At 31.5% G+C, this 22,617-nt stretch carries 23 protein-coding genes and 2 tRNA genes; 10 read left to right on the plus strand and 15 right to left on the minus strand.

The annotated features are described in order from the left end of the window. Positions 1–7: 7 nt before the first annotated feature. The 6 genes from VCM48_RS05875 to VCM48_RS05900 all read left to right on the plus strand — a co-directional run bounded on the left by VCM48_RS05875 (position 8) and on the right by VCM48_RS05900 (position 3,564). The gene (locus VCM48_RS05875) at positions 8–454 is read left to right on the plus strand and encodes a MarR family winged helix-turn-helix transcriptional regulator (RefSeq protein WP_440122303.1); all 447 of its coding nucleotides are present in this window, start codon (positions 8–10) and stop codon (positions 452–454) included. Continuing rightward, positions 438–860 carry an organic hydroperoxide resistance protein gene (locus VCM48_RS05880; RefSeq protein ID WP_482271970.1) on the plus strand — a complete coding sequence of 141 codons (423 nt, stop codon included), beginning with the start codon at positions 438–440 and terminating at the stop codon, positions 858–860. Before VCM48_RS05875 ends, VCM48_RS05880 begins: the two co-directional genes overlap by 17 nt. Before the next feature lie 11 nt (positions 861–871). After that, complete coding sequence (locus VCM48_RS05885) at positions 872–1,507, plus strand: nitroreductase family protein (RefSeq protein ID WP_482271971.1); 636 nt, start codon at positions 872–874, stop codon at positions 1,505–1,507. 183 nt (positions 1,508–1,690) lie between these two features. After that, complete coding sequence (locus VCM48_RS05890; RefSeq protein WP_482271972.1) at positions 1,691–2,161, plus strand: DinB family protein; 471 nt, start codon at positions 1,691–1,693, stop codon at positions 2,159–2,161. A 60-nt stretch (positions 2,162–2,221) separates the two neighbouring features. Next, the gene (locus VCM48_RS05895; protein ID WP_482272213.1) at positions 2,222–2,872 is read left to right on the plus strand and encodes an ArsR/SmtB family transcription factor; all 651 of its coding nucleotides are present in this window, start codon (positions 2,222–2,224) and stop codon (positions 2,870–2,872) included. A gap of 14 nt (positions 2,873–2,886) precedes the next feature. Next, complete coding sequence (locus VCM48_RS05900) at positions 2,887–3,564, plus strand: SGNH/GDSL hydrolase family protein (RefSeq protein WP_482271973.1); 678 nt, start codon at positions 2,887–2,889, stop codon at positions 3,562–3,564. Here VCM48_RS05900 and VCM48_RS05905 read toward each other — a convergent pair. Both VCM48_RS05905 and VCM48_RS05910 read right to left on the minus strand, forming a co-directional pair. Beyond that, on the minus strand, positions 3,561–4,187 hold the full coding sequence (locus VCM48_RS05905) for a tetratricopeptide repeat protein (RefSeq protein WP_482271974.1): 627 nt from the start codon (positions 4,185–4,187) through the stop codon (positions 3,561–3,563). The genes VCM48_RS05900 and VCM48_RS05905 overlap by 4 nt on opposite strands. A 101-nt stretch (positions 4,188–4,288) precedes the next feature. Next, a complete protein-coding gene (locus VCM48_RS05910) occupies positions 4,289–6,445 on the minus strand; it encodes a TonB-dependent receptor (RefSeq protein WP_482271975.1) in 2,157 nt (718 codons plus the stop codon). Between the two features lie 235 nt (positions 6,446–6,680). Between VCM48_RS05910 and pdxH the strand changes: the two genes are divergently transcribed. The 3 genes from pdxH to VCM48_RS05925 are packed head-to-tail and all read left to right on the plus strand — an operon-like array spanning position 6,681 to position 8,752. Further along, on the plus strand, positions 6,681–7,328 hold the full coding sequence (gene pdxH / locus VCM48_RS05915; protein ID WP_440122314.1) for a pyridoxamine 5'-phosphate oxidase: 648 nt from the start codon (positions 6,681–6,683) through the stop codon (positions 7,326–7,328). 30 nt (positions 7,329–7,358) lie between these two features. Continuing rightward, a complete protein-coding gene (locus tag VCM48_RS05920; RefSeq protein WP_274640295.1) occupies positions 7,359–7,847 on the plus strand; it encodes a SixA phosphatase family protein in 489 nt (162 codons plus the stop codon). An 8-nt stretch (positions 7,848–7,855) separates the two neighbouring features. Continuing rightward, positions 7,856–8,752, plus strand: a complete 897-nt coding sequence (locus tag VCM48_RS05925) for a Ppx/GppA phosphatase family protein (protein ID WP_274640395.1) — start codon at positions 7,856–7,858, stop codon at positions 8,750–8,752. A 122-nt stretch (positions 8,753–8,874) separates the two neighbouring features. Here the strand turns inward: VCM48_RS05925 and VCM48_RS05930 are convergent, their stop codons facing one another. The 9 genes from VCM48_RS05930 to VCM48_RS05970 form a co-directional block, all read right to left on the minus strand. Further along, positions 8,875–9,162 (minus strand): YciI family protein, encoded by a 288-nt coding sequence (locus VCM48_RS05930; protein WP_482271976.1) that lies wholly within the window; start codon positions 9,160–9,162, stop codon positions 8,875–8,877. A 2-nt stretch (positions 9,163–9,164) separates the two neighbouring features. Beyond that, a complete protein-coding gene (locus VCM48_RS05935) occupies positions 9,165–9,581 on the minus strand; it encodes a winged helix-turn-helix transcriptional regulator (RefSeq protein WP_482271977.1) in 417 nt (138 codons plus the stop codon). Between the two features lie 29 nt (positions 9,582–9,610). Beyond that, complete coding sequence (locus VCM48_RS05940) at positions 9,611–11,059, minus strand: DUF389 domain-containing protein (protein ID WP_482271978.1); 1,449 nt, start codon at positions 11,057–11,059, stop codon at positions 9,611–9,613. 118 nt (positions 11,060–11,177) lie between these two features. Further along, a complete protein-coding gene (locus VCM48_RS05945; RefSeq protein ID WP_482271979.1) occupies positions 11,178–12,293 on the minus strand; it encodes a C1 family peptidase in 1,116 nt (371 codons plus the stop codon). A gap of 70 nt (positions 12,294–12,363) precedes the next feature. Then, a complete protein-coding gene (locus VCM48_RS05950; protein WP_482271980.1) occupies positions 12,364–14,763 on the minus strand; it encodes a TonB-dependent receptor in 2,400 nt (799 codons plus the stop codon). A 114-nt stretch (positions 14,764–14,877) separates the two neighbouring features. After that, a tRNA-Tyr gene (locus tag VCM48_RS05955) sits at positions 14,878–14,960 on the minus strand. Positions 14,961–15,007: 47 nt separating this feature from the next. Next, positions 15,008–15,080 (minus strand) — tRNA-Lys (locus tag VCM48_RS05960). 134 nt (positions 15,081–15,214) lie between these two features. Further along, positions 15,215–15,979 (minus strand): ABC transporter ATP-binding protein, encoded by a 765-nt coding sequence (locus VCM48_RS05965; protein ID WP_028892908.1) that lies wholly within the window; start codon positions 15,977–15,979, stop codon positions 15,215–15,217. Continuing rightward, positions 15,979–16,719, minus strand: coding sequence for an MlaE family ABC transporter permease (locus VCM48_RS05970; RefSeq protein WP_274640301.1), 741 nt, complete (start codon positions 16,717–16,719; stop codon positions 15,979–15,981). The genes VCM48_RS05965 and VCM48_RS05970 overlap by 1 nt, the downstream gene beginning before the upstream one ends. Before the next feature lie 118 nt (positions 16,720–16,837). On the opposite strand from VCM48_RS05970, the gene pafA reads away from it, so the two are divergent. Beyond that, positions 16,838–18,475: an alkaline phosphatase PafA gene (gene pafA / locus VCM48_RS05975; RefSeq protein ID WP_482271981.1), complete on the plus strand. Its 1,638-nt coding sequence runs from the start codon at positions 16,838–16,840 to the stop codon at positions 18,473–18,475. 92 nt (positions 18,476–18,567) lie between these two features. Here pafA and VCM48_RS05980 read toward each other — a convergent pair whose 3' ends face one another. The 4 genes from VCM48_RS05980 to VCM48_RS05995 form a co-directional block, all read right to left on the minus strand. Next, positions 18,568–18,723: a YqaE/Pmp3 family membrane protein gene (locus VCM48_RS05980; protein WP_081728322.1), complete on the minus strand. Its 156-nt coding sequence runs from the start codon at positions 18,721–18,723 to the stop codon at positions 18,568–18,570. A gap of 67 nt (positions 18,724–18,790) precedes the next feature. Continuing rightward, positions 18,791–21,289, minus strand: coding sequence for a M14 family metallopeptidase (locus VCM48_RS05985; protein ID WP_482271982.1), 2,499 nt, complete (start codon positions 21,287–21,289; stop codon positions 18,791–18,793). 115 nt (positions 21,290–21,404) lie between these two features. After that, positions 21,405–22,025, minus strand: a complete 621-nt coding sequence (locus tag VCM48_RS05990; protein WP_482271983.1) for a thioredoxin family protein — start codon at positions 22,023–22,025, stop codon at positions 21,405–21,407. A 6-nt stretch (positions 22,026–22,031) separates the two neighbouring features. Beyond that, positions 22,032–22,544 (minus strand): TlpA family protein disulfide reductase, encoded by a 513-nt coding sequence (locus VCM48_RS05995; RefSeq protein WP_482271984.1) that lies wholly within the window; start codon positions 22,542–22,544, stop codon positions 22,032–22,034. Between the last annotated feature and the right edge of the window lie 73 nt (positions 22,545–22,617).

Genomic DNA, 22,617 nt, shown 5'->3' on the forward strand with positions numbered 1-22,617 from the left:
GTCAATTATGTCAGAACAATTAAAATTAACCAATCAAGTATGCTTTCCGGTTTATACGCTAGCGAAAGAAGTAATTAGTTTATACCGCCCCATACTAAAAAAGCTAGATTTAACATATCCTCAATATTTAGTAATGTTAGTTTTATGGGAAGAAGGTGGTCAAAGTGTCTCAGAAATAGGTTATAAACTTAATTTGGACAGTGGTACCCTTACTCCTTTACTTAAAAGGTTAGAACAGAAAAAACTTGTAGAGAGAAAAAGAGAGATAGCGGACGAACGTGTTGTGAAAATTAATTTGACAGAACTAGGAAAGAATATCCAAGAAAAAGCAGAATGCGTCCCTGGTCAGATTATGACTTCGTTAAATATTTCTGTTGACAAATTAACAGAGCTCAAAAATATAATAGAACATATCTTAAATCAGATTAATAAAAATAATGAAACCAATTTATAATATCAGCGCCAAAGCAACTGGTGGAAGAAACGGACATGTAAAAAGTGAAAACGGAGTTTTAGAACTTGATGTTAGACATCCTAAAGCGCTGGGAGGAGCTAATGACGATTATCCAAATCCTGAAATGCTTTTTGCAGCAGGATATTCAGCTTGTTTTGATAGTGCATTAAACTTAGTCATCAAAAAATCTAAAATTAATACTGGTACAACTACTGTCAAAGCAACAGTAAGTATTGGTCAGATAGAAAATGGTGGTTTTGGACTTGCAGTAGCATTAGATCTAAATATTCCTGATGTTTCTTTAGAAGAAGCAAAAGCCTTAACTGAAAAAGCACATCAAGTTTGTCCTTACTCAAATGCTACAAGAGGAAATATTGAAGTAAAATTAAATACAACAAATAATTAAATATTAATATAATGTCATTAATAGAAAATCTTAACTGGCGACATGCTGTAAAAGCTTTTGACCCAAATAAAAAGGTAAGTGAAGAAAATATTGAAAAAATTATTGAAGCTGCTAGATTAGCACCAACCTCATCGGGGTTACAACAATTTAGAGTTATTTCGATATCAAATCAGGAGGTTAAAGAAAAGTTAGTACAAGGAGCTTTAAACCCTGATTCTATGAAAGACTGTTCGCATGTGTTAGTTTTTGCTGCTTGGGATAACTATACAGCAGAAAGAATAGATAAAGTGTTCGACTATACTACAGACGAAAGAGGATTACCTAGAGGTAGATTTAGTAGCTATACGGATATGCTTAAAAAAGTGTATTTAGATCTTCCTGACGAAGTTAATTTTGCACACACATCAAGACAAACTTATATCGCTTTAGGGTTAGCTTTAGCACAAGCTGCAGAGTTAAAAGTAGACACTTGTCCTGCTGAAGGGTTTGACAATAAAGTAGTTGATGAAGTTTTAGAATTAGATAAAATGGGCTTAAAAAGTGTATCATTGATGTACATTGGTTATGCCGACGATGAAAAGGACTGGATTAAACCAATGAAAAAAGTTAGAATTCCTAGAGAGGAATTCGTTATTGATGTAAAATAGTACAGCAATAAACACCGTTTTATCTAAAAGTAAAACACTTAACTAAATGCTTTTCTTACAGCTTTGTCTGTTTATAGAAAAGCATTTGTTTTTTAATTAACATAAAATCCATACTTCATTTTAAAATGAAGTAGAATATAAAAGCGTCATGTACTTTTACACTCTAACAACAATAAGGTAACTATGAACGCTATAGAAAATATACTATTAAACTTTTCAGAAACAAGAAGACGAAGCATAAAACTGTGGAAAGGGATTCCTAATGAATTTTTAAACTGGAAACCTGATGCAGAAGCCTTCTCAATTATCGAAATGGTAAGACACACTCTAGAAGGTGAACATTTATTTCATACAATTATTAAAAACAGAGGTGATTTAGGCGACTATAAATCTCCTTGGGAAAATTTAGCATACTCAGATTTAAAAAATGAGCTTAGCTTTGCTGAAAAATATCATAACAGTTTTATAGAAATGATAAAAACACTTAATGAAGCTGATTTAGAGAATATACGCATTGAACGAAAAGAAGTTAATCAAAGTAAACCATTAGGAGATTATTTAAACAGAATGGTATATCATGAAGCTGTTCATACTGGTCAACTATTAGGTTATTTAAGAACACTTGATGTTGAACGACCTTTAATATGGGATTAAAACAATATAAAATTTACTACTATCGAAGAGTTAGAACATCAGTTTAGTAAAATCGCTGCTATTTTAGGAGATAAGTCTCGTGCTATCATGTTGTGGAATTTACTAGACGGTAGAGCCTACACTGCTACAGAATTAGCAACAAGTGCAAATATATCGTTGCAATCGGCAAGTAATCATTTAAAAAAATTGGTTTCAGCAAACATCTTATCAGTTGAAAAACAAGGAAGGCATCGCTACTTTAAATTTGCTAACGAAGAAGTTGCAGGGGTTATAGAATCAATGGCAAGTTTAATCTCTATAGATAACGATTACAAGAAAATTAAAACTCCTAAATTAAATAACTTCACATACGCTAGAACTTGCTACGATCATTTAGCAGGCAGCCTTGGTGTAAAAATGACAACTTCTTTATTAAACAATAAAATCATTAAAATTTCTGATAAAAATTATATTGTTACTCAATATGGAAAAGAATGGTTTAATGAAGTTGGCGTAGATATTAACGTTATTCAACTTAAAAAACGTTCTTTTGCTCATCAATGTTTAGATTGGAGTGAAAGAAAGCATCATATTGCAGGAGCATTGGGAGCTTCTCTTCTCGAAGCAATGATTAAAAAAGATTGGTTACGTAAAAAACCAAACTCTAGAGAAGTTATTATTACCTCTATTGGTAGAATAGAATTAAAAAATAGGCTAAATTTAGAGGTGTAAAAATATCATTACCCTTGAAGAAGCTACTCTACATACTACTCTTTTTTCAACTTTCAGTTCAAGCACAACAAATATTATTTGTTGGAAATAGTTTAACTTATACGAACAACATGCCTAAAATGTTAGAGTATATTGGAAAACAACAAGGAATTACTATTAAAACCAAAAGCTTATGTTTTCCTAACTATGCTATTATTGATCATATTAACGACGGAAAACTTCAAAAGCTATTAGCAAAAAAACAATTCGATTATCTAGTTATTCAACAAGGTCCTTCCTCACAAGCAGAAGGAAGAAGAATGCTAATACAAAACGGAGCTACTATACAAGCACTTTGTGAGAAATACAACACCAAACTTGGTTACTTTATGGTATGGCCATCTGTTAGATATTACCATACTTTTGATAAAGTAATAGAGAATCACAAATCTGCCGCCAAACAGAACGATGCTTTTTTGTTTCCTGTGGGAAATATATGGAAAGATTATAACACTTATAAAGGTAAAGAGTCTTTATACAGTCTAGATAACTTCCATCCTTCTACTGCTGGAAGTTTTGTAGCTGCTCTTACTATTTTTCATCAATTATATCCAACAAAAAACCTTCAACAACTCCCTTTTAAAAAATATAAAAAATGGGTAGCTGATGAAGATTCTTTTAACTTATTAATTCAGTTAGCACAAAAATATTAGGACTTCATACATTTTTTCAATACCTGTTTTGCTCTTTGTACATTAAACTTAGGATAAAATTTTTCTTTTATTTTTTCTTCCTTTCCTAACTCAATAGCTCTTTTTACATTATTACAAAAAGGTTCTGTAGATTGTCCAAAAAAACGAGCTGCTCCCATATCCGATTCAGCTTTACTTAAAATAACTCTCGGATTATTAGGAGCTATTTTCAATGCTTTTTCATACAACGCTGCATTTTTCATCGACATAGTCATCCCGTACTTCTGTCCATCAAAAGCCATATATGAAACATGTAATAATGCCTGTGTAATTAATATTTCCGGATTTTCTGGTGAAATAGATTTTGCAGTATCTAAAAACTCTTGTGCCTTATTTAATTTGGCAATTAACGATGCTTCTTCTTTTATTTGAAAACTCTCTAAGATGTTAATCATCCCTGCATAATAAGACGGTAACCAGTTGTCTTTTTCAGCTTTAGAAATTCGCTCGAATAATTGAGCTGCCTCCGTTGTTTTATTCCCTTTCCAAAGCTCAAAGGCTTTTGCCATTCCTTTTTCGTATTTATTTTGTGCTGATATACTTACTGTAAATACTAATACTAAAACTGTAATAATTTTCTTCATGTTAATTGATTTTAATTAATGCTTCAAATATCTTTTTATTGTTATTATTTATATAAAATACTATACTGAACTGTTGCTTTTTATAACTGAATTGTCATTGTTTAAAGGTTATTTAACTGGTTATCTTTTTTATTATCACTAATCGTCCAAAAGAATCCAACAAAAAAGAAACTATCAGCCGATGGTATTATAACTTGTCGATTGTAAGTACCTGCTGAGTTTGGTGTGTTTTTATAATTATATCCAAATACGTTCTGCGTACCTAAAACATTATTTACCGAGAAATACAGTATTTTTTGCTGACTAATTAAGTATGCCCAATTCAAGCTTACAGAATTATAATTCTTTGTTTTTTGATTTAAAAACCCACCTTTATTAGGGTTTGTATAACTTCTACCTGAAGCAAAATTATAACTCATCCCAATTTGACTTTTCCAATCTTCTACCCAATGCTTTGCTACAACTGATACGTTATGCTTTGATGCAAAATTTGGTGTAGCTTTTGTTGAGTAATTTCTATAATCTCTTTCTGTATCTAAAAACGAATAAGAAACCCAATAATCTGTGTTTTTTATGTTTTTATTATCTCTCCAAAAGACATCTATTCCTTTAGAGAATCCTTCTCCTAAGTTTGAGTAATTAGAATATGGCAACGCCCTATCAGTATCATATTTTACTAAATCTCGATACTTTTTATAATACCCTTCTATTCTTAAAATCTGTTTGTTTTTTACATACTGATAATTTGCTATGAAATGAGATGTGTTTTCTGCTTTAAATTGTGTGTTGAATTTTAAGTATTCATTTTTAGGATTTTGATAAAAACGTCCGTAAGCAAATGAAAACTGTGCATTTTCTCCTGATTTATATGCTATGGAAGCTCTTGGTGAAAAGGTTAATTCATTCAACAGCTCAGAGTTTTCTATACGTACTCCTACTTTTGTTGCTAGTTTCTTAGAAAAGAAGATATCTGCTTCAACAAAACTTCCAAAGATATTATTATCAAATCCGTAAGTCGTATTTCCATTCGTTTCACTGTTGTAATCTTCAGAAAAATCAGTTGTAAAATATTCTGCACCAAAACTTAATTTAAATCGGTTTGAAAATCTCTTTTTTAATGTTGCTTTAACATGAGCTGAGTTTTCATTATCTACAACCTTATCATCTAGTATATTCATTTTTGAATTATCGTTAGTAAACGATGCTCCACCTGAGACTGTCCAATTATTAGCTAGATGTTGTTTATAGGAACCATTGAAGTACAAGTTTCTATTTTTCAATCCAAAACGAAATCCATCTTCATAATTAATATCCTCTTGAATCATATCTAAATCAGTATAACTATAAGCTCCGTACAACTTCAACAAAGACTCATTTTTAAATCTAAAACGATATACAGCTTCACCATTTAATGATTGTACTGGTTTGTTCCAAGTATTCCTATCGGGAAATAATTTTTGATAAGGTGCTAAATTGATATACGAAGCATTTACACTTAGTGAGTTTTTTCCAAATACCTGAGTATTTCCTACTCCTAAACCAACCGTCATTAATGAGATATCAGTTTTTTCTTTGATGGCTTCGTCATTTGTGTTCAGTAATAAAACACTCGATAGCGCTTGACCGTATTCTGCTGAATAGCCTCCTGTAGAAAATGTAATTCCTTTAAACAAAAAAGGAGAATATCGTCCGCGAGTAGGGATGTTACGCGCAGAAGGACTATAAGGTGTAAACACTCGAATTCCATCAATAAAAATTTGTGTCTCGTCTGCCTCTCCTCCACGAACAAATAAACGCCCATCTTCACTAACCGAAGAAGTACCTGGCAAGGTTTGTAGCGCACCAACAAAATCTCCCAGAGCACTTGCTGTTGTTACTACATCTAAAGGTTTTAACGCTGTTACTTTTGCATTATCTCCTGCTTCAAAAGTTCCTGCATTTATATTTACTGCATCCAAAGTATTAACATCTTCTCGAAGTACTATTTTTAAGTTTTTGAACATTGAAACATTCGCTGTTTTTATATATGTTTCAAATGAAATAAAAGACACCGTTAATGTTTGTTGTCCTTTCTCTGAAGTTGTAAATGAAAAATTTCCTTTTTCGTCAGATGAAGTTCCGTCGTAAGTTCCCTCTAAATATACATTTGCCCCTTCAATAGGATGACCTTTAGTATCGGTTACTTTTCCTGAAATAGTTGTTTGTGCAATTAATAGTGTATGCGTTAAAAAGCATATAGCAAGTAATAAATGTTTCATTCTGTTTGTTTTTGACACCACAAAACTGCTTTCTTTTTAAACTTCAACACAAAAAGAAATACTCAACTGTATAATTTTACGGATGAATTGTTTTACGCATCAAAACTAAAACTACTTAACTATCTTCATTTTACCTTTCTTGCTTTTAATTATTCAAATCTTGCTAAATTTTAATACCCAACACCTACAATACTTTTGATAATGTTGTACTTTTACATAGTATAAATTAAGAAGAATGGCACACGATTTAAGTGACTATAGAAAATCTTACGAAAAAAGAGAGTTACTAGAGAATAACTGTCCTGAAAATCCTATTGAATTATTTAGGGATTGGTTTTTTACTGCAGATGAATCTGAAATGGTAGATGAAGCAAATGCTATGACAATTGCATCTATTGGATTAGATGGTTTTCCAAAAAGTAGAGTTGTTTTATTAAAGAAATATACATGGGAAGGCTTTATTTTTTATACCAACTATAATTCAGAAAAAGGAAAGGCTATTTTAAACAACAATCATGTGTGTTTGTCATTTTTCTGGTCTGGTTTAGAGCAACAAATTATTATTAAAGGGAAAGCTGAAAAACTTGCTGAGAATTTATCTGATGGTTATTTCGAATCGAGACCAGACGGAAGTAAATTGGGAGCTTGGGCTTCTAACCAAAGTGAAGTAGTGACTTCTCGTAATGAGCTAGATAACAATCTTGCTTCCTTTGAAAGAAAGTTTGAAAATCAAGATATACCTAGACCCAAACATTGGGGTGGTTTTCTAGTTAAACCTGTTTCTATTGAGTTTTGGCAAGGAAGACCTAACCGTATGCACGATCGCATTCGATACACATTACAAAAAGATTTTTCTTGGAAACTTGAACGTTTAGCTCCTTAGTTTTATATTTACATAGCATTTTATAATTAAATGAAAACACTTTATATCGTTCGTCACGCGAAATCATCTTGGAAATATGAGAGCGTTAAAGATATTGACAGACCATTAAAAGAACGTGGTATTAATGATGCCCATCTTTTATCTAAGTACCTAGCGGGAGAAATACAAAGACCCGATGTATTTCTTTCTAGTAGTGCCAATAGAGCACTTCATACGGCTGTTATTTTTTGTGAGAACTTCGGATATCCTTTATCCAACCTTAAAATAAAGCGCCAGCTGTATAGCTTTAGTGATGGGTATTTGGTAAAAACTGTAAAGGCTCTTGATGATAGTTTTAACAGTGCTATTGTATTTAGTCACGATCACGGTATTAATAGTTTTGTTAATAAATTTGGAAATAAACCTATTGCCCATGTAGCTACTTGTGGTGTTGTTGGAATAGAGTTTGATACAAAACATTGGAAAGATATTAAGAAAGGAAATACAATTTTAGTAGAATTTCCTAAAAACCATAGATAAATCAATACATTTTGAAGATAAAGAAGTACGGCGCTATTGATATTGGATCTAATGCAGTAAGGTTATTAGTAGCCAACGTTATTGAAGAAAAAAACAAAGAACCACAGTTTAAAAAATCATCCTTAGTTCGTGTACCTATTCGTTTAGGAGCTGACGCTTTTGTTTCTGGGAAAATTTCAGAGGCTAATACTCAAAGAATGCTTGATGCAATGCAAGCCTTTAAGTTAATCATGAAAATTCATGGTGTTGAAAAATACAAGGCCTGTGCAACATCGGCTATGCGAGAAGCAGAAAACGGGGAGGAAGTTGCTGCTACTATTTTAAAAAATACTGAAGTTAAAATTGATATTATTGATGGTAAAAAAGAAGCTGCAATAATCTCTTCAACTGATTTAAATCAATTAATAAAATCTGAATCTACCTATTTATATGTAGATGTTGGTGGTGGTAGTACAGAGTTTACCTTATTTTCTAAAGGAAAAATTATAAACTCTAAATCCTTTAAAATAGGTACAGTTCGTGTACTTAACAACACCAAACCTGAAAATAAAGCACTTTTTAAAAAGGTTCAAAAATGGATTGAAGAAAATACAAGCGAATACAAACGTATTTCTTTAATTGGTTCTGGTGGAAACATCAACAAGCTATTTAAAATGTCTGGTAGAGATGCTGGTAAACCTATCTCTTATATTTATCTTAACGCTCAATATCAGTTCTTAAAAAAGATGAGTTATCAAGAACGAATTTCAGAGTTAAGTTTAAATCCTGATAGAGCTGATGTAATTATTCCTGCTACAAAAATATACTTATCTGCCATGAAATGGAGCGGAGCAAGAAAAATATATGTTCCTAAAATTGGACTTTCAGACGGAATCATAAAAAGTTTATATTTCAATAAGCTTTAACTTTTTTGTGACTCTTTTAATATTATAGTGTCATATAATAAGTAATTAGAGTTTTCTCTTATTTACTATGAATACTCTAACAAGTAATCAAAAAATAAAACCGAGCTGAATAGCTCGGTTTTTTATTTTATATAAGAATTTAAATTTTCTGTACTCATCATTGGCGAAAATTCAGTTAAACTATATTCAGCTAACCCTTTAACTATTAAAGGATCCTTACTTAATATTTCAATCACCTCTTCTTCTGTACATGAATTGGACAATACTATTCCTCCTTCACGTGGTACTTTTGGTCCGCCTATAACAAACTTCCCTTTTTCATATTGTTCGGCTATATAGTTTCTATGTGATTTTGTGTATTTGTTAACCTCTTCTATAGGTTTAATAAAATTAAAATTGATTATAAACATATTTATTTAATATTAAATTTTTCTGACCATTTTGACGACCATTCTCTTAAAGGCTCAAACAGAACAAATAATTCTTCTCCTATATCTGTTAGCTTATAGCCTTCAACAACTTTTTCTATGATAAAGGTTTTCTGAAGCTCTTTTAACCTTGTATTCAAAGTTGTAGGTGAAATATCATTACATAGTTTTTCTAAATCACTAAATGATTTTGGAGCATCATTTAAATGCCAAATGATACTCATTGTCCAATTACGTCCTAACAAATCAAAAAGTGCCATAATAGGTTTTCCTGATTTAGAACCTCTTACTGATTTTCCTGGTTTGGGTATATTCATATTGCTTTCAAAACTACAATTTTTGTAGTTAACTACAAAAATTGTAGTAATTATTTTTAAAATAAAGCCAAATAAATAATTCATTCGGCTTTGTTTAATAGTCAGAAGACTATTTATTTTCTTCTTAGTTGAATTTTATCTGTCTTTAACTCTTTTTGTATCCAGCTTCTTAATTCATTTTCATTTTTTACAATGACAGAGTCTTTTAATTTTGCACTCCATTTTACAGAAACTACGGTAGTTGTATCTACTTTTATAAAATCACTTGATGATAATACTTTTGCCAAACTCATTTCTTTAATATCGTTAAATCTAATTTTAGCTTCTGTACTAATTTTACTAAAAGGAATTGAGTTTTTATCTCTGTATAAAGCATCTTGTTCAATGGTTTGATTTAAATTAGAAATTATTCTTTTTAAATCATCAATCTCCTTATGTAGACCTTTTATAACATTATCTTTTTGATCTAACTCTTTTACTGCCCTATCATACGCATCTACTACCCTATCAACACTTTTTGCTTTGTTTTCATTTATTACCAGAGAATAAGAGTCTATTTTAGGGAAGGTTTTTAATTCATTTCTCAAAAAAGATTCTGTTGCATCACTTACATCACCGTTAAAAAATAACTTTATCGTTTTTTCTTTAACTTCTAGCTTTTCACGCTGTAACCATAAGTTAGGATTATCATACACTTTCGCTTTTAAAAACCTTTTATAGCTAGCATCAATTACACTTTCATTATATACTCCTACGAAAGTAAACACAGCAGGAACCATTACCAAAAAGGCAATAAAAGATGCTATTTGCGCTATTCTTTTACGTTTAGCAGAATTTACATAACGAATCATTGTAAACCCTAATAACTTCAACACTAGGAAGGTTGCTAAAGCAATAAAAATAGTGTTGATTGTAAACAAATACATCGCACCAAGAAAGTAGTCAAAATTACCTATTGCTAAACCATACCCTGCTGTACACAATGGCGGCATTAAGGCTGTAGCAATTGCTACACCAAATATTACAGAAGCAATCGTTCCTTTTTTAGTTCGTGCAATAATTAATGCTAAACCACCAAAGAAAGCAATTAACACATCTCGAATATCGGGTCTTACCCTACCTAATAGCTCTGAGGTTTCTTCACGAAGTGGAAATATAAAAAAGAATAAAAACGCCGTTAATAAACTTAACACAATCATTGTAGCTAGGTTTGTTAACGATTTGCGTAATGTATCAATATCGTTAATAGCAATAGACATTCCTACTCCTAAAATAGGTCCCATTAAAGGAGATATTAACATGGCTCCAATTACTACTGCTGTTGAATTTGCATTTAATCCAATAGACGCCACAAAAATAGAACATATTAAAATCCACGCTGTGGCTCCTTTGAAAGAAATATCGCTTTTTATTGCTTCTATTGTTGCCTCTTGGTCTGTATCATCTCTAAAATCAAGAAGCTCTAATATAAACTTCTTTATCTTTTCCCATAAACCTTTTGCATCCTGCTGTATCTCCTGCTTTGACTGCTCTGCAGCTTCTTCTTGTTTATTTTCTTCCATAAATTTTGATTTTTGTTAACTTTGGAAAGATACGAAATTCCCAAATTAGAAAAGATATAAAAAACGCTTGAAGATTCTGAACCTCCAAGCGTTTTATATACTCTTAAAAAGTTTTTTCTTATTTAATATCTAGTTTACTTTTCAATTTTGGTGAAATTCCATCTTTATGTAATAAAACAGATATTGTTTTTAATTTAAAGTAAGGAACTGACATATACACATACCCCTGATTTCCTTGATTTTTACCCCAAGAATTCTTTACTTTAAAATAGGTGTTTCCTTTTTGGTCTTTTACCAAACCTACAATATGCATTAAGTGATCATCGGTTGTGTTAAAATTTTCAAATTCTGTTTGACGTAAACTTGGTGTAATTGTTTTTTCTTCTACAATTTCTGTCAACGCTTTTTTATTTTCTGTACTACTCGCAGGAATTACAGCAACTCCACTTTTTGATGAAAATGTTTTTTCTGAAACATCACAGTCTAACTCTACTGTATATCCTTTTTTAATAGCTTCTTCTGTTACAGCTACTAATTCATCTAAAGAAACATTATAAAATGCTCCATTTGAAAAATTATCAGGAATGTTTAAAATGAACTGATCGTATTTTTTTGCATGCTCAAAAGAACTAATCGTTACATAGTTTGAAGGATCTATTTTTACATATTCTGCAAACGATTTAGGAGTATATTTTTTTCCTTCGAAAGTAAACTCTTCTTTATTTTTTCCTAAATACACATCTAAAACACTTTCTACCGATTGCTTCCATTTTGGACTTAATTCTCCTGCTGGGTTTTTAATGTAAGCATCTAACATCGATTTTAACACCGCAATCATTTCAGCGTGATTATGTCTGTCTTGCCCAAGATCTAAACCAGTAAAAACTTGCTCAGGTACTAATCCGTATTTTTCTACTGAATTAATTACATCATGTGCTAAACCTCCTTCGCTAAATTGTGCTTTTCCTTGGCGGTATAAGTAATTATTTGCTTTATCTGAATAGGTATTACGAACCGTATACATTTCTGATAAATCAATGTTTTTACCTGTTAATCGGATAATTTCTGATTCTAAAAAAGAGGTTGTAGAAAAACTCCAACATGTTCCTGTTCTTCCTTGACTTTTAACTTCTGTATCTTCAATATCTTTTACTGTTGAAAACTGATACTTTTGTGCTGAAGTTGAAGTTATACTTAAAAAAGTGAATGCCGCTCCTAATAGAATTTTTTTCATGTTTAAAAATCTTATGATAATTTAAGCAAGCAATTTACTCTTTTTAAAAGATTATTAAACTTCAAAAGTGTTAAAAATCTACTATAACGCCAATACGTGGTAAAGCTCTTCCTGTTGTACTTTCTATTTCTTCTAACAAATACCTTGAACTATCATTAGGATCAGTTACTCTTCCATTCCCTTCTTCAATAGGCAATAAAAATGGTTGCTGTTTAGAGCTACTAGCATATATATTTTGAACATCTAAATATAAGTTTATAGCCGCTTTTTTTAAGAACCAAGTTTTATCTACACGTATATCTAGTTGTGTATACGTATCTAATCTTTCTGTGTTAAGTTTGGTATAATCTAAAATTCCGCCGTTTTGCACATCATAATTATCTTTTAAAGAAGAAGCATCTAAATCGTATGGTGTATAAGGTTTACCACCAACTAATCGAAACTTAGTTCCTATTTCCCAGTTTCTGTTTAATTTTTTTCCTGCTGTAATTGTTAACAAGTGTTTATTATCCCATGTTGAAGGAATATATCCACCTTGTGCATCTTTAAACTCACTTCTTACAAAAGTATACGATGCTATTCCATACAGTCCGCTATATGATTTTTTCTGTGCCAATAACTCAAATCCATACGCTCGACCTTCAGATGTTGAACTCACTGCTTCATTTCCTATAATGCCAAAATCAGCACCTAGGTTTGCTAAGCTTATTTGATTTCTTAGCGAAAACGGATAGTCTTTATATCCTTTATAAAACCCTTCAAAAGTTATTTTTGAGCTTGTATTAGGCTTGTAACTTAATCCACTTACAAAATGATCTGATTGTATATACTTCAATCCATTTTTGTTCTCAAATTCGCCTATATCGTTTTTATATCCTAATACTGTATAAGACGGTAATTGATAATAGCGTCCTACGGAAGAGCTTATCATCCATTTTTCAGACAAATCATAGCTCAACGACAATCTTGGTGAAAATTGATTGAACGGGTTTTTCATTTCTGAGTTGTAGTCAATTCCGTCGATTCTAAAGCCAAAAGAAAATCCTAACTTTTCATCTAAATATCTTTTTGAAACTTGTCCAAAAACTCCATATTTAACAAAATCAATCGCTGAATTAAAATCGTAGATGGTTACTCCATCTGAATTGGCATTTTTCTGATAATTACTATTCGTATATCTTGCAGTTTCCAAATTAAAACCTAGATTAAAATCAATCTTATTGTCACTTTCAAAACTGTTTTCATATCGTAACTTATTCTCTATTTCTTTTGATGAATAATCTAACAGTAAGTTTGCTGGTATTTCTTCATTTAAAAAGTACTTTACTGCCTTGTTTTTCCACTCATTTCGACTAAGCACAACTAAATGTGTTGAGTTTGGTGCAAAATACTTATAACTGGCACCTACCGTATAATTCCATTGACTATTTACAGGAACAGAGTTTAAAATAACTTTATTTCTCTTTATCGTTTCTAAATCTGTTTCACCATCATTTACCTCTTTATTTATTTCAAAATCATCAATAGCTCCCAAAGCAACTATTGATAATTCACTGTTTTTTGATAATTGTGATTTAACATTTACTTGAAAATCGCTGTATGTTGGTAAAAAAGGAAGTTTTATCAACTTAAATAAAAACTGTAAATACGATTGACGTGCAGAAAACATAAAAGTCGTATTCTTTCCTAATGGACCATCTAAGGTTATTCCTGCATCTGAAGTTCCAATAGTTGCTCTTGTGTTTAGTGAATTTGGATTTCCTCTTTTTTGAGTAAACTCTATAACAGAACTCAAAGAGTTACCTCTGTTTGCTGGAAAAGCACTTGAATAAAAATCTACCTTACGAATTAAATCTGCATTCATAATTCCTACTGGTCCACCAGTTGCTCCTTGGGTTTGAAAGTGATTTATTACAGGAACTTCAATTCCATCTAAATAAAACTTATTCTCAGAAGTTGCTCCTCCTCTAATAATAATATCATTTCTAAATCCAGGATTGGAGGCTACTCCAGGAAAAGATTGAATAACCTTTAAGACATCTCTATTCCCTCCTGGGTTCTTTTCTATTTCAGCTATTCCTAAACTTTGAAGTGATAATGGGCTATCTACAGATTCTTTAAATAATGGTGCTTGTATTTGAACTTCTTTTAACTGTGTTGCATCTTCAATCAACTCTAAGGTTATATATGGCGAATTATCTTTAGTAACTAAATACTCATCAGAAATCAACGTCTTATAGCCGACAAACGAAGCCTGTATTTTATTATACCCCAAAGGAACATTTTTCAATACAAACTCTCCTTTTTCACTTGAAACTGCTCCTATTTTTGTTCCATATACCAAAACATTAACAAAAGGAAGTACTTCTCTTGTTTTAGAATCAACAACTTTTCCTGAAATTACTCCTTCATTTTGAGACATTCCAGTAAACGACTGAAGTAAAACAAAGAGTATCAACACTTTTCTCATATCAAAATATTTAGTATCTAACAAAAATACATATTTTGTTTAATTAAAAACAAAAAACATTAAACAAAATTATTATAATAACAAAAAAACTCAATCGTTATGATTGAGTTTTCGTGGGGAGAGCAGGATTCGAACCTGCGAAGTCGTAAGACAACGGAGTTACAGTCCGTCCCATTTGGCCGCTCTGGAATCTCCCCAAAGCTTTTAAAAAAAGCTTCTCAGTAAAATCGAGAAGCTTTACTAGTGACCGGGCTGGGGCTCGAACCCAGGACCCTCTCCTTAAAAGGGAGATGCTCTACCAACTGAGCTACCCGGTCATTTTTTTGCTTTTGCTTTTCTGCGTTTGCGGGTGCAAATATAGAAGCTTTTATTGTTCCCACAAACATTTTTTAGAAGTTTTTTTGAAAAATTTTTAATGTTTTTTGTTACCTATTAATTAACAGAAAGTTACCTAAAGATCATTTAAGTATGCTTTTCTAACTTTTTTAAATAAATTAGATGAATACACAAAATCTACCACTGCTTCGTTATCTGTTTTGAAGATTTCTTTGTGAGATCCCTCCCATGCTTTTACTCCATTTTTAAGAAAAACAATTTTATCTCCTATTTCCATCACCGAATTCATATCGTGTGTATTTATTACTGTGGTAATTTTATATTCATCCGTAATTTCTTGAATTAGGTTATCTATAACAATAGATGTTTGAGGGTCTAATCCAGAATTTGGTTCATCACAAAATAAATATTTAGGGTTCATTACAATCGCACGCGCAATTGCTACACGTTTTTGCATCCCTCCTGATAATTCTGCTGGAAACTTTTTATTCGAGTTCTCTAAGTTTACACGGTTCAACACAAAGTTTACTCTATCTAACATTTCACTTTCAGGTTGCTTTGTAAACATCTTTAAAGGAAACATTACATTTTCTTCCACTGTTTGCGAATCGAACAAAGCACTTCCTTGGAATACCATTCCTAATTCTTGACGAAATTGACGTTTATCCTCTAAGGTCATATCAACATTAGCTAATCCATCATAAACAATCGTTCCTTCTTCTGGTGTATGTAAACCAATTAACGATTTTAAAAACACTGTTTTTCCAGAACCACTCTGACCAATTATCAAACTTGTTTCTCCTGGTTTAAATGAGGTTGTAATTCCTTTTAAAATCTCAACACCATTAAATCCTTTATGTAAATTATTTACTTCTATCATTAGGTTAATAACATTTGAGTTAAGAAATAGTTGGCGATTACTATAAGTACTGTTGTCCAAACAACCGATTGTGTACTTGCTTTTCCAACCTCTAATGAGCCTCCTTTAACATAGTACCCATGATATGATGGTACTGTAGCAATTAAAAAGGCAAAAACTACTGTTTTTATCAACGCATAGGTTATAAGGAACGGATCAAAATCTAATTGAACTCCTGCAATATAATCTGCTCCTGAAAACAAACCAGATAAAACTCCTGCTACCCATCCGCCAAAAATTCCTAAAAACATTCCTAAGATTATTAAAAAAGGATAAAAGAAAACAGTTGCTATTATTTTTGGCAATACCAAATAATTTAGTGAGTTAATCCCCATTACTTCTAGGGCATCTATTTGCTCAGTTACACGCATTGTTCCTATACTTGAAGTAATATAAGACCCTACTTTACCTGCTAAGATAATAGAACAAAATGTAGGTGCAAACTCTAAAATTACTGATCGTTTTGCTGCAAAACCAATCAACGATTTTGGTATAAACGGACTTTCTAAATTCAACGCAGTTTGTAGAGCGATTACTCCTCCAATAAAAAATGAGATAAAAGCTATAATTCCAATGGATTTATGCCCTAACTCATCTATTTCTCTAAACAAAGCTTCACGAAATACTCTTGCCCTCTGAGGTTTTGAAAAAACCTGTTTTAGCATTGAAAAGTATTTACCTATATGCTCAATGTAATTCATTAAATGAAATATATTTTCTTTTTTGCTAAAGTATTAAAAAACCATTAACTCATCGCCTTATTTACAAGTTTTAGCTTGCTTTTTGTGTACCTTTGAGTTTTAATTTTCAAAAAACAAAATGAGAAAAATAGCTTTTTTAGCAGCTATAATATGTTTAACAAGCTGCTCTGTTAACAAAAAAACAAATACTCAAAAACCAAAACTTGTAGTTGGTGTTGTTATTGACCAAATGCGTTACGATTACCTTACTCGTTTTGCTGATAGATATGGAAATGAAGGTTTTAAACGTTTGCTTAGAGAGGGGTACTCTTTAGAAAACGCACACTACAATTACATTCCTACCTATACAGCTGTAGGACATACTTCTATATATACAGGAACAACTCCTACTAACCACGGTATTATTAGCAATCATTGGTACGATAAGTATTTAAAGAAAACTATTTATTGTGTTGATGATAATAACTACAACACAGTTGGTAACGATGGTGAAGGAGGTAAAAAATCTCCTTACAGAATGTTTACTACAACTATGACTGATCAATTAAAGTTAGCTCAAAACATGAATGGTAAAACTATTGGTGTTGCTATAAAAGATCGTTCTGCTATTTTACCTGCAGGACATACAGCTAATGCTGCATATTGGTTTGATGGTGGTGATAAAGGACAGTGGATTTCTTCTTCTTTTTATTTAAATGAATTACCTAATTGGGTACAAGAATTTAATGCTTCTGGAAAAGCAGACGAATACTTAAGTAAGCCTTGGGAAACTTTATATGATATTACTACCTACAAACAAAGTATAGAAGATGATAATAATTTTGAAGCTACTTTTAAAGGGGAAGAAAAGCCAGTTTTTCCACACGACATTCCAACGTTAAGAAAGAGTAATAACAACTATAGCATTATAAAAGGGATTCCTGCTGGTAACTCTATCACAACCGATTTTGCTAAAGCAGCTATTGTTGGTGAAAACTTAGGAAAATCAGCATATACCGACTTTTTAGCGGTTAGCTATTCTTCAACTGATTATGTTGGACATCAATTTGGAGTTGCTTCTAAAGAAATTGAAGACACTTATTTACGTTTAGATCAAGATTTAGCAGAATTATTTAAGTTTTTAGACACAAAGGTTGGAAAAGGGAATTATACCTTATTCCTAACAGCTGATCATGCTGCTGTACAAGTTCCTTCATACTTAGAATCTTTAAAAATACCTGCTGGTTATGTAAAGCCTGTTGCTTTTAAAAACTTTTTAAATGAAATTACCTTAAAGCATTTTAAATCTGACGAAATCATTGAAAATGTTTCTAACTTCCAAGTTTTCTTAAATAAAGATAAGATTAGAGAGTTAAACCTTAACTATGAAAACGTAGCACAAACCATAGCGGATGAAGCTATTAATCATAAAAAGATTTATAAATCGGTAACTGCTAGAACCATGCAGACTACTACTTTTACAAACGGAGTTTTACATGTATTACAAAAAGGTTATAATCAAAAGCTTTCTGGTGATGTTATTTTAGTGCCTAATCCATCAACTATTGCAAGTAGCTCTAGAAAAGGAACCACTCACGGTTCTGGGTACTCATACGACACGCATATTCCTATGATTTTCTATGGAAACGGAATTAAACACGGTGTTTCTAAAAAGAAATATGAAATTGTAGATATAGCTCCTACCATCTCTAATTTATTACAGATAGAATTCCCTAACGGATGTTCTGGAAAAATTATTGAAGAGGTTCTTGAATAGAAAAACTTAGAAGATAAAAAATAGAAAACGCCATTTTGATAAACTCAAAATGGCGTTTTTAATTAATTCATATTCTCAAATCAACACATCGTTTAATTTGGATTGTTTAATATAATTAGTGCAGCAATTACTCCAGGAACCCATCCGCAAAGTGTTAATAAAAACACTATTAAAATAGACCCACAACCTTTACCTATCACTGCTAAGGGTGGAAAAAAAATTGCTAATAAAACTCTTAATAAACTCATAGTACTTTTTTAGTTAATATACTTTAAAGACGAGTTAATTAGAATTTTGTTACACTTAAGCTTCTTTCTACATCAACTTTCCAAAGAAAATAGCATTCATCAATAGTTTATTGGTTCCAAACCAAAAACCTCTGAAATTGGTATTGTCTGTAAAAACGATTACCCTTCCACTACCTAGGCGTCCTGCTTTAAACGGAACGGTGTTTTTCAACTCTTTTAAGTTCTCTTTTGAAATATAACCACTCAATAAAGGATTCTTGGTGTACTGAATTGGGTTGTTATAACTCTTCGCATCCGCTTGTATAAATTGCTTTGTATTTCTAAACAAAGCTATCTTATCGTTTTTATATCCAAAATTGATAGGATGTGAACGATCAATCTTTGCTTCAAAAATTGCTCCTCCAATTACCTGTGCTCCTGATTGTAATGAACGATTTTCAAACGACACATCTTTTATAGAATCTATTTTAGTTTTATTAAACTTTACATTAACAAATCCTCTGCTAGATAACCAATTTACTGCATTTCTATATCCGATTAGCACTCCTCCATTACGCACCCATACTTTTAGTTTCTCTACTAAATTTTTATCAATAGAGCGACTATTTGGAACAATAATCGTTGTATACTTATCAAGGTTTACTCTTGTAGCGTACTGTGTATCTAACTTTGTTAACTTCATATCGTAGCGTTGATCTAACAAATGCCAAATTTCTCCTGCATCGTAACTTGTTACTCCATTTCCTACCAACATCGCTACTTTTTGTTTTTTTACAGCTTCAAAATTTCTACTTCCTAAATCAATTCCTTCATTCAACCCTGTAGATACCCCTTTAATTTCAAGATGATTTTCATTGGCTATTTTTCCTAAGAAATCGAACAACTCATTTCCGTTTAACTCTTGATTTTGAGCAGAGATAAAAATGGTTCCATAATCGTATGAATTACCATCATTTGTAAATTTTTTCATCGCTACTTTCGCTCGTAATCCTTTTTCTAAAATCGCATTTAAAGCTTTAGGAGTGTTATATTCATTCCAAGGAAATAAATATCCCACACTACTTTTTTGTTGAATTGTTCCTTGTTTTGGTTGCAATTTAGTCACCTCAACTCCTGCTTTCGACAATGATACATTATCTGCAAAATCGACTCCAAATGCATGATTGAACGTCCAAGCGGATACGTCATAAAACAAGCTATCTTTAAATGTAGTTCGCACATCAAACATTGCTTTTACCAATCGATGATTTTTTTGGTTCATAGGCACGACATAGCTATACCCATTTTTGAAGCGTTTTCCATTCGATGTAAAATCTTCTTTTAACTCATGAAATTTAATTTGATGACGTTGTAAAACCTCAGCTAAGTGATTTGTTTTCGTTGCGTCTTTTTCATCACCAAATACTATCGCTTTGTTTGTTTCTGAGCTTCTTGAATTTTTATAAAAATCTTGTTGATACTGTAAGATTTTACTTCGCATATTTTTAGCAGCTTCCAAAGTTGACAATGCTGCTGTAAACTGATTTCGAATTGTAAATGGAAAGGTTAATATTCCGTTTTCACTTTCTTGTGCATGTCCACGAGAGCTTCCTTGTTCAAACAAAATTCCGATACCTCCATTAATATCTGGGAAAGTTGATCCTTTTCCGTAGTAAAAATCATCAAAACTTTCTTCTGAATAATATGTTGACCCTATTTTATCGAATGCTTTTGCATGATACGTAGCAATTTCTTTTGTTAATTCTTGATTCATTTTTGGAGTTAACGGATTTGTTCTGCTCGGAATTCCTGGTTGGAAAAAGAAGGTTGAATTCGTTCCCATTTCATGATGGTCAGTTAGAATATTCGGTAACCACTTGTGAAAAGTTTTAATTCGTGCTCTACTCTCAGGTAACTGCACAGGTAACCAATCACGGTTCATATCAAACCAATAGTGATTTGTTCTTCCTCCGGGCCAAACTTCGTGATATTCTCTATCATTCGGATCAGGATTGATATTATTTGCCTTGTTTGTATTTGTCCAATATGCAAAACGTTGTAACCCGTCAGGATTCATTGCAGGATCAAAAAGAATAACTGAATTATTTAGTAGCTCCTCTATTTTCTGTCCTTCTGCTGCTGCTAAATAATAGGCTGCTGCCAACGCTGCATTTGAACCACTTGCTTCGTTTCCATGAATTGAAAAACCTTGATACACCACAATAGGTCTATTAGAAACATCTATAGAAGCATTGTTTGTTGCTTTTATATGATTTTCTCTTATTACTTCTAAATTTTGATGATTTTTAGAGGACGTAATTGTTAGCAATACTAAAGGTCTTCCTTCATAAGTTGTTCCTCTATTTTCAAGCATCACTCTATCAGAAGCTTTGGCTAACGCCTTCATATACTCTACCAACTTATCATGTGTTACATGCCACTCTCCTACTTCATGTCCTAAAACTGATTTTGGAGTCGGAATATTTTGGTTATATGAAATACCTTTTGGTAAATAATAACTCAAATCTACAGTTTGAGCTGTTAATGTAGCACTGATAAATAGTAGTGATAGTAATAATTTCTTCATTATTTTCTTGGTTTCATTTTACGATTGATTATAAAATTAGGCAGTAAATAGCACTAATAAACAAAATCCCGCATAAACCGCGGGATTTATCATTTTTTAATCTTTATCTATTTAATTATCTGTTTCTTTTATCCTTAATAGAGCAACCTATTGCTCTGGTATCAGTTTTTGTTGGCTTTTCTCCTTTCAACAAAGCATCAACCGCATTTTCAACAAAACGTTCTTTTACATTATTTTCATCACGAGAATTATCGTCAATAGCTCCTATATATTCTACAATTAATTTGTCTTTCTTTTTATTTAAAATATATACATGAGGTGTTCTTGTTGCTCCATATTTAGGATACACTTTCTGCCCTTCATCAAACAAATAAGGGAATGTAAACCCTTTTTCTTTAGCACGTACTTTCATTGCCTCAAAACTATCTCCTTTTGACACTTCTGGATCGTTAGGGTTAATGGCTATTACAGGAAATCCTTTTTGTTTATACTTTTTATCTAAAGCAATTAATCTATCTTCATTAGCTACAGAATACGGACACATATTACATGTAAACACAACAATAAATCCTTTTGCATCTTTATAATCTGCCAAAGAAACCATGGTATCATCAATATTTTTTAATGTAAAGTCTGAAGCTTCATCCCCTATTTTATAGCCTCTAGAAGTATCATTAGTAAATGCTGAAATTGTAGCAACTACCAATAACATTAGTATTATTTTAAATGTCTTCATAATTATTTAGTTTAAAAAGGTTTGTAATTCGTTTTGTAACTCTTTATAGCTAAAAGTTCGTTCGTAAAATTTTCTTTTATTGGAATTGTAAATTAACGTAGCTGGTATTGAACCTGACCAGTTTTCTGCAATATCTGGTATCCAAAATTGCTCATTTGAATCTTCAAAATGAAGTATTTTAGATTGTAGTTTTTTTCTTTTTATAAATGGTATAAGGTTCGTTTCTATTTGTTTAGAAAAATCTAGACTCACCAAAACAACCTCAACATCTTTATCTTTATATTTCTTATAAAGTTTTTCAAAAGCAGGTAACTCTTTTACACAAGGCATACACCATGTAGCCCAAAAATTAACTACATATGTTTTATTATTATTCTTATGTAAAAACGGTTTTAACTCTTCGTAATTTAACGTGGCTATGTTAATTGTTTTAGGTGTGGTTTTAACTTGAGCTTTAGTTATTTTTCCACTAAAAAGAGCAATTACTATAACTATTAGTAAGAATTTACTTCTAAACATTTTTAAAACGATTTCTCTCAAAATTAACTGTTTATCACATTAAAAAGATAGAATTAACTAAATATTAACAAGA

It is taken from the genome of Tenacibaculum sp. DPLXC6, assembly GCF_056815515.1.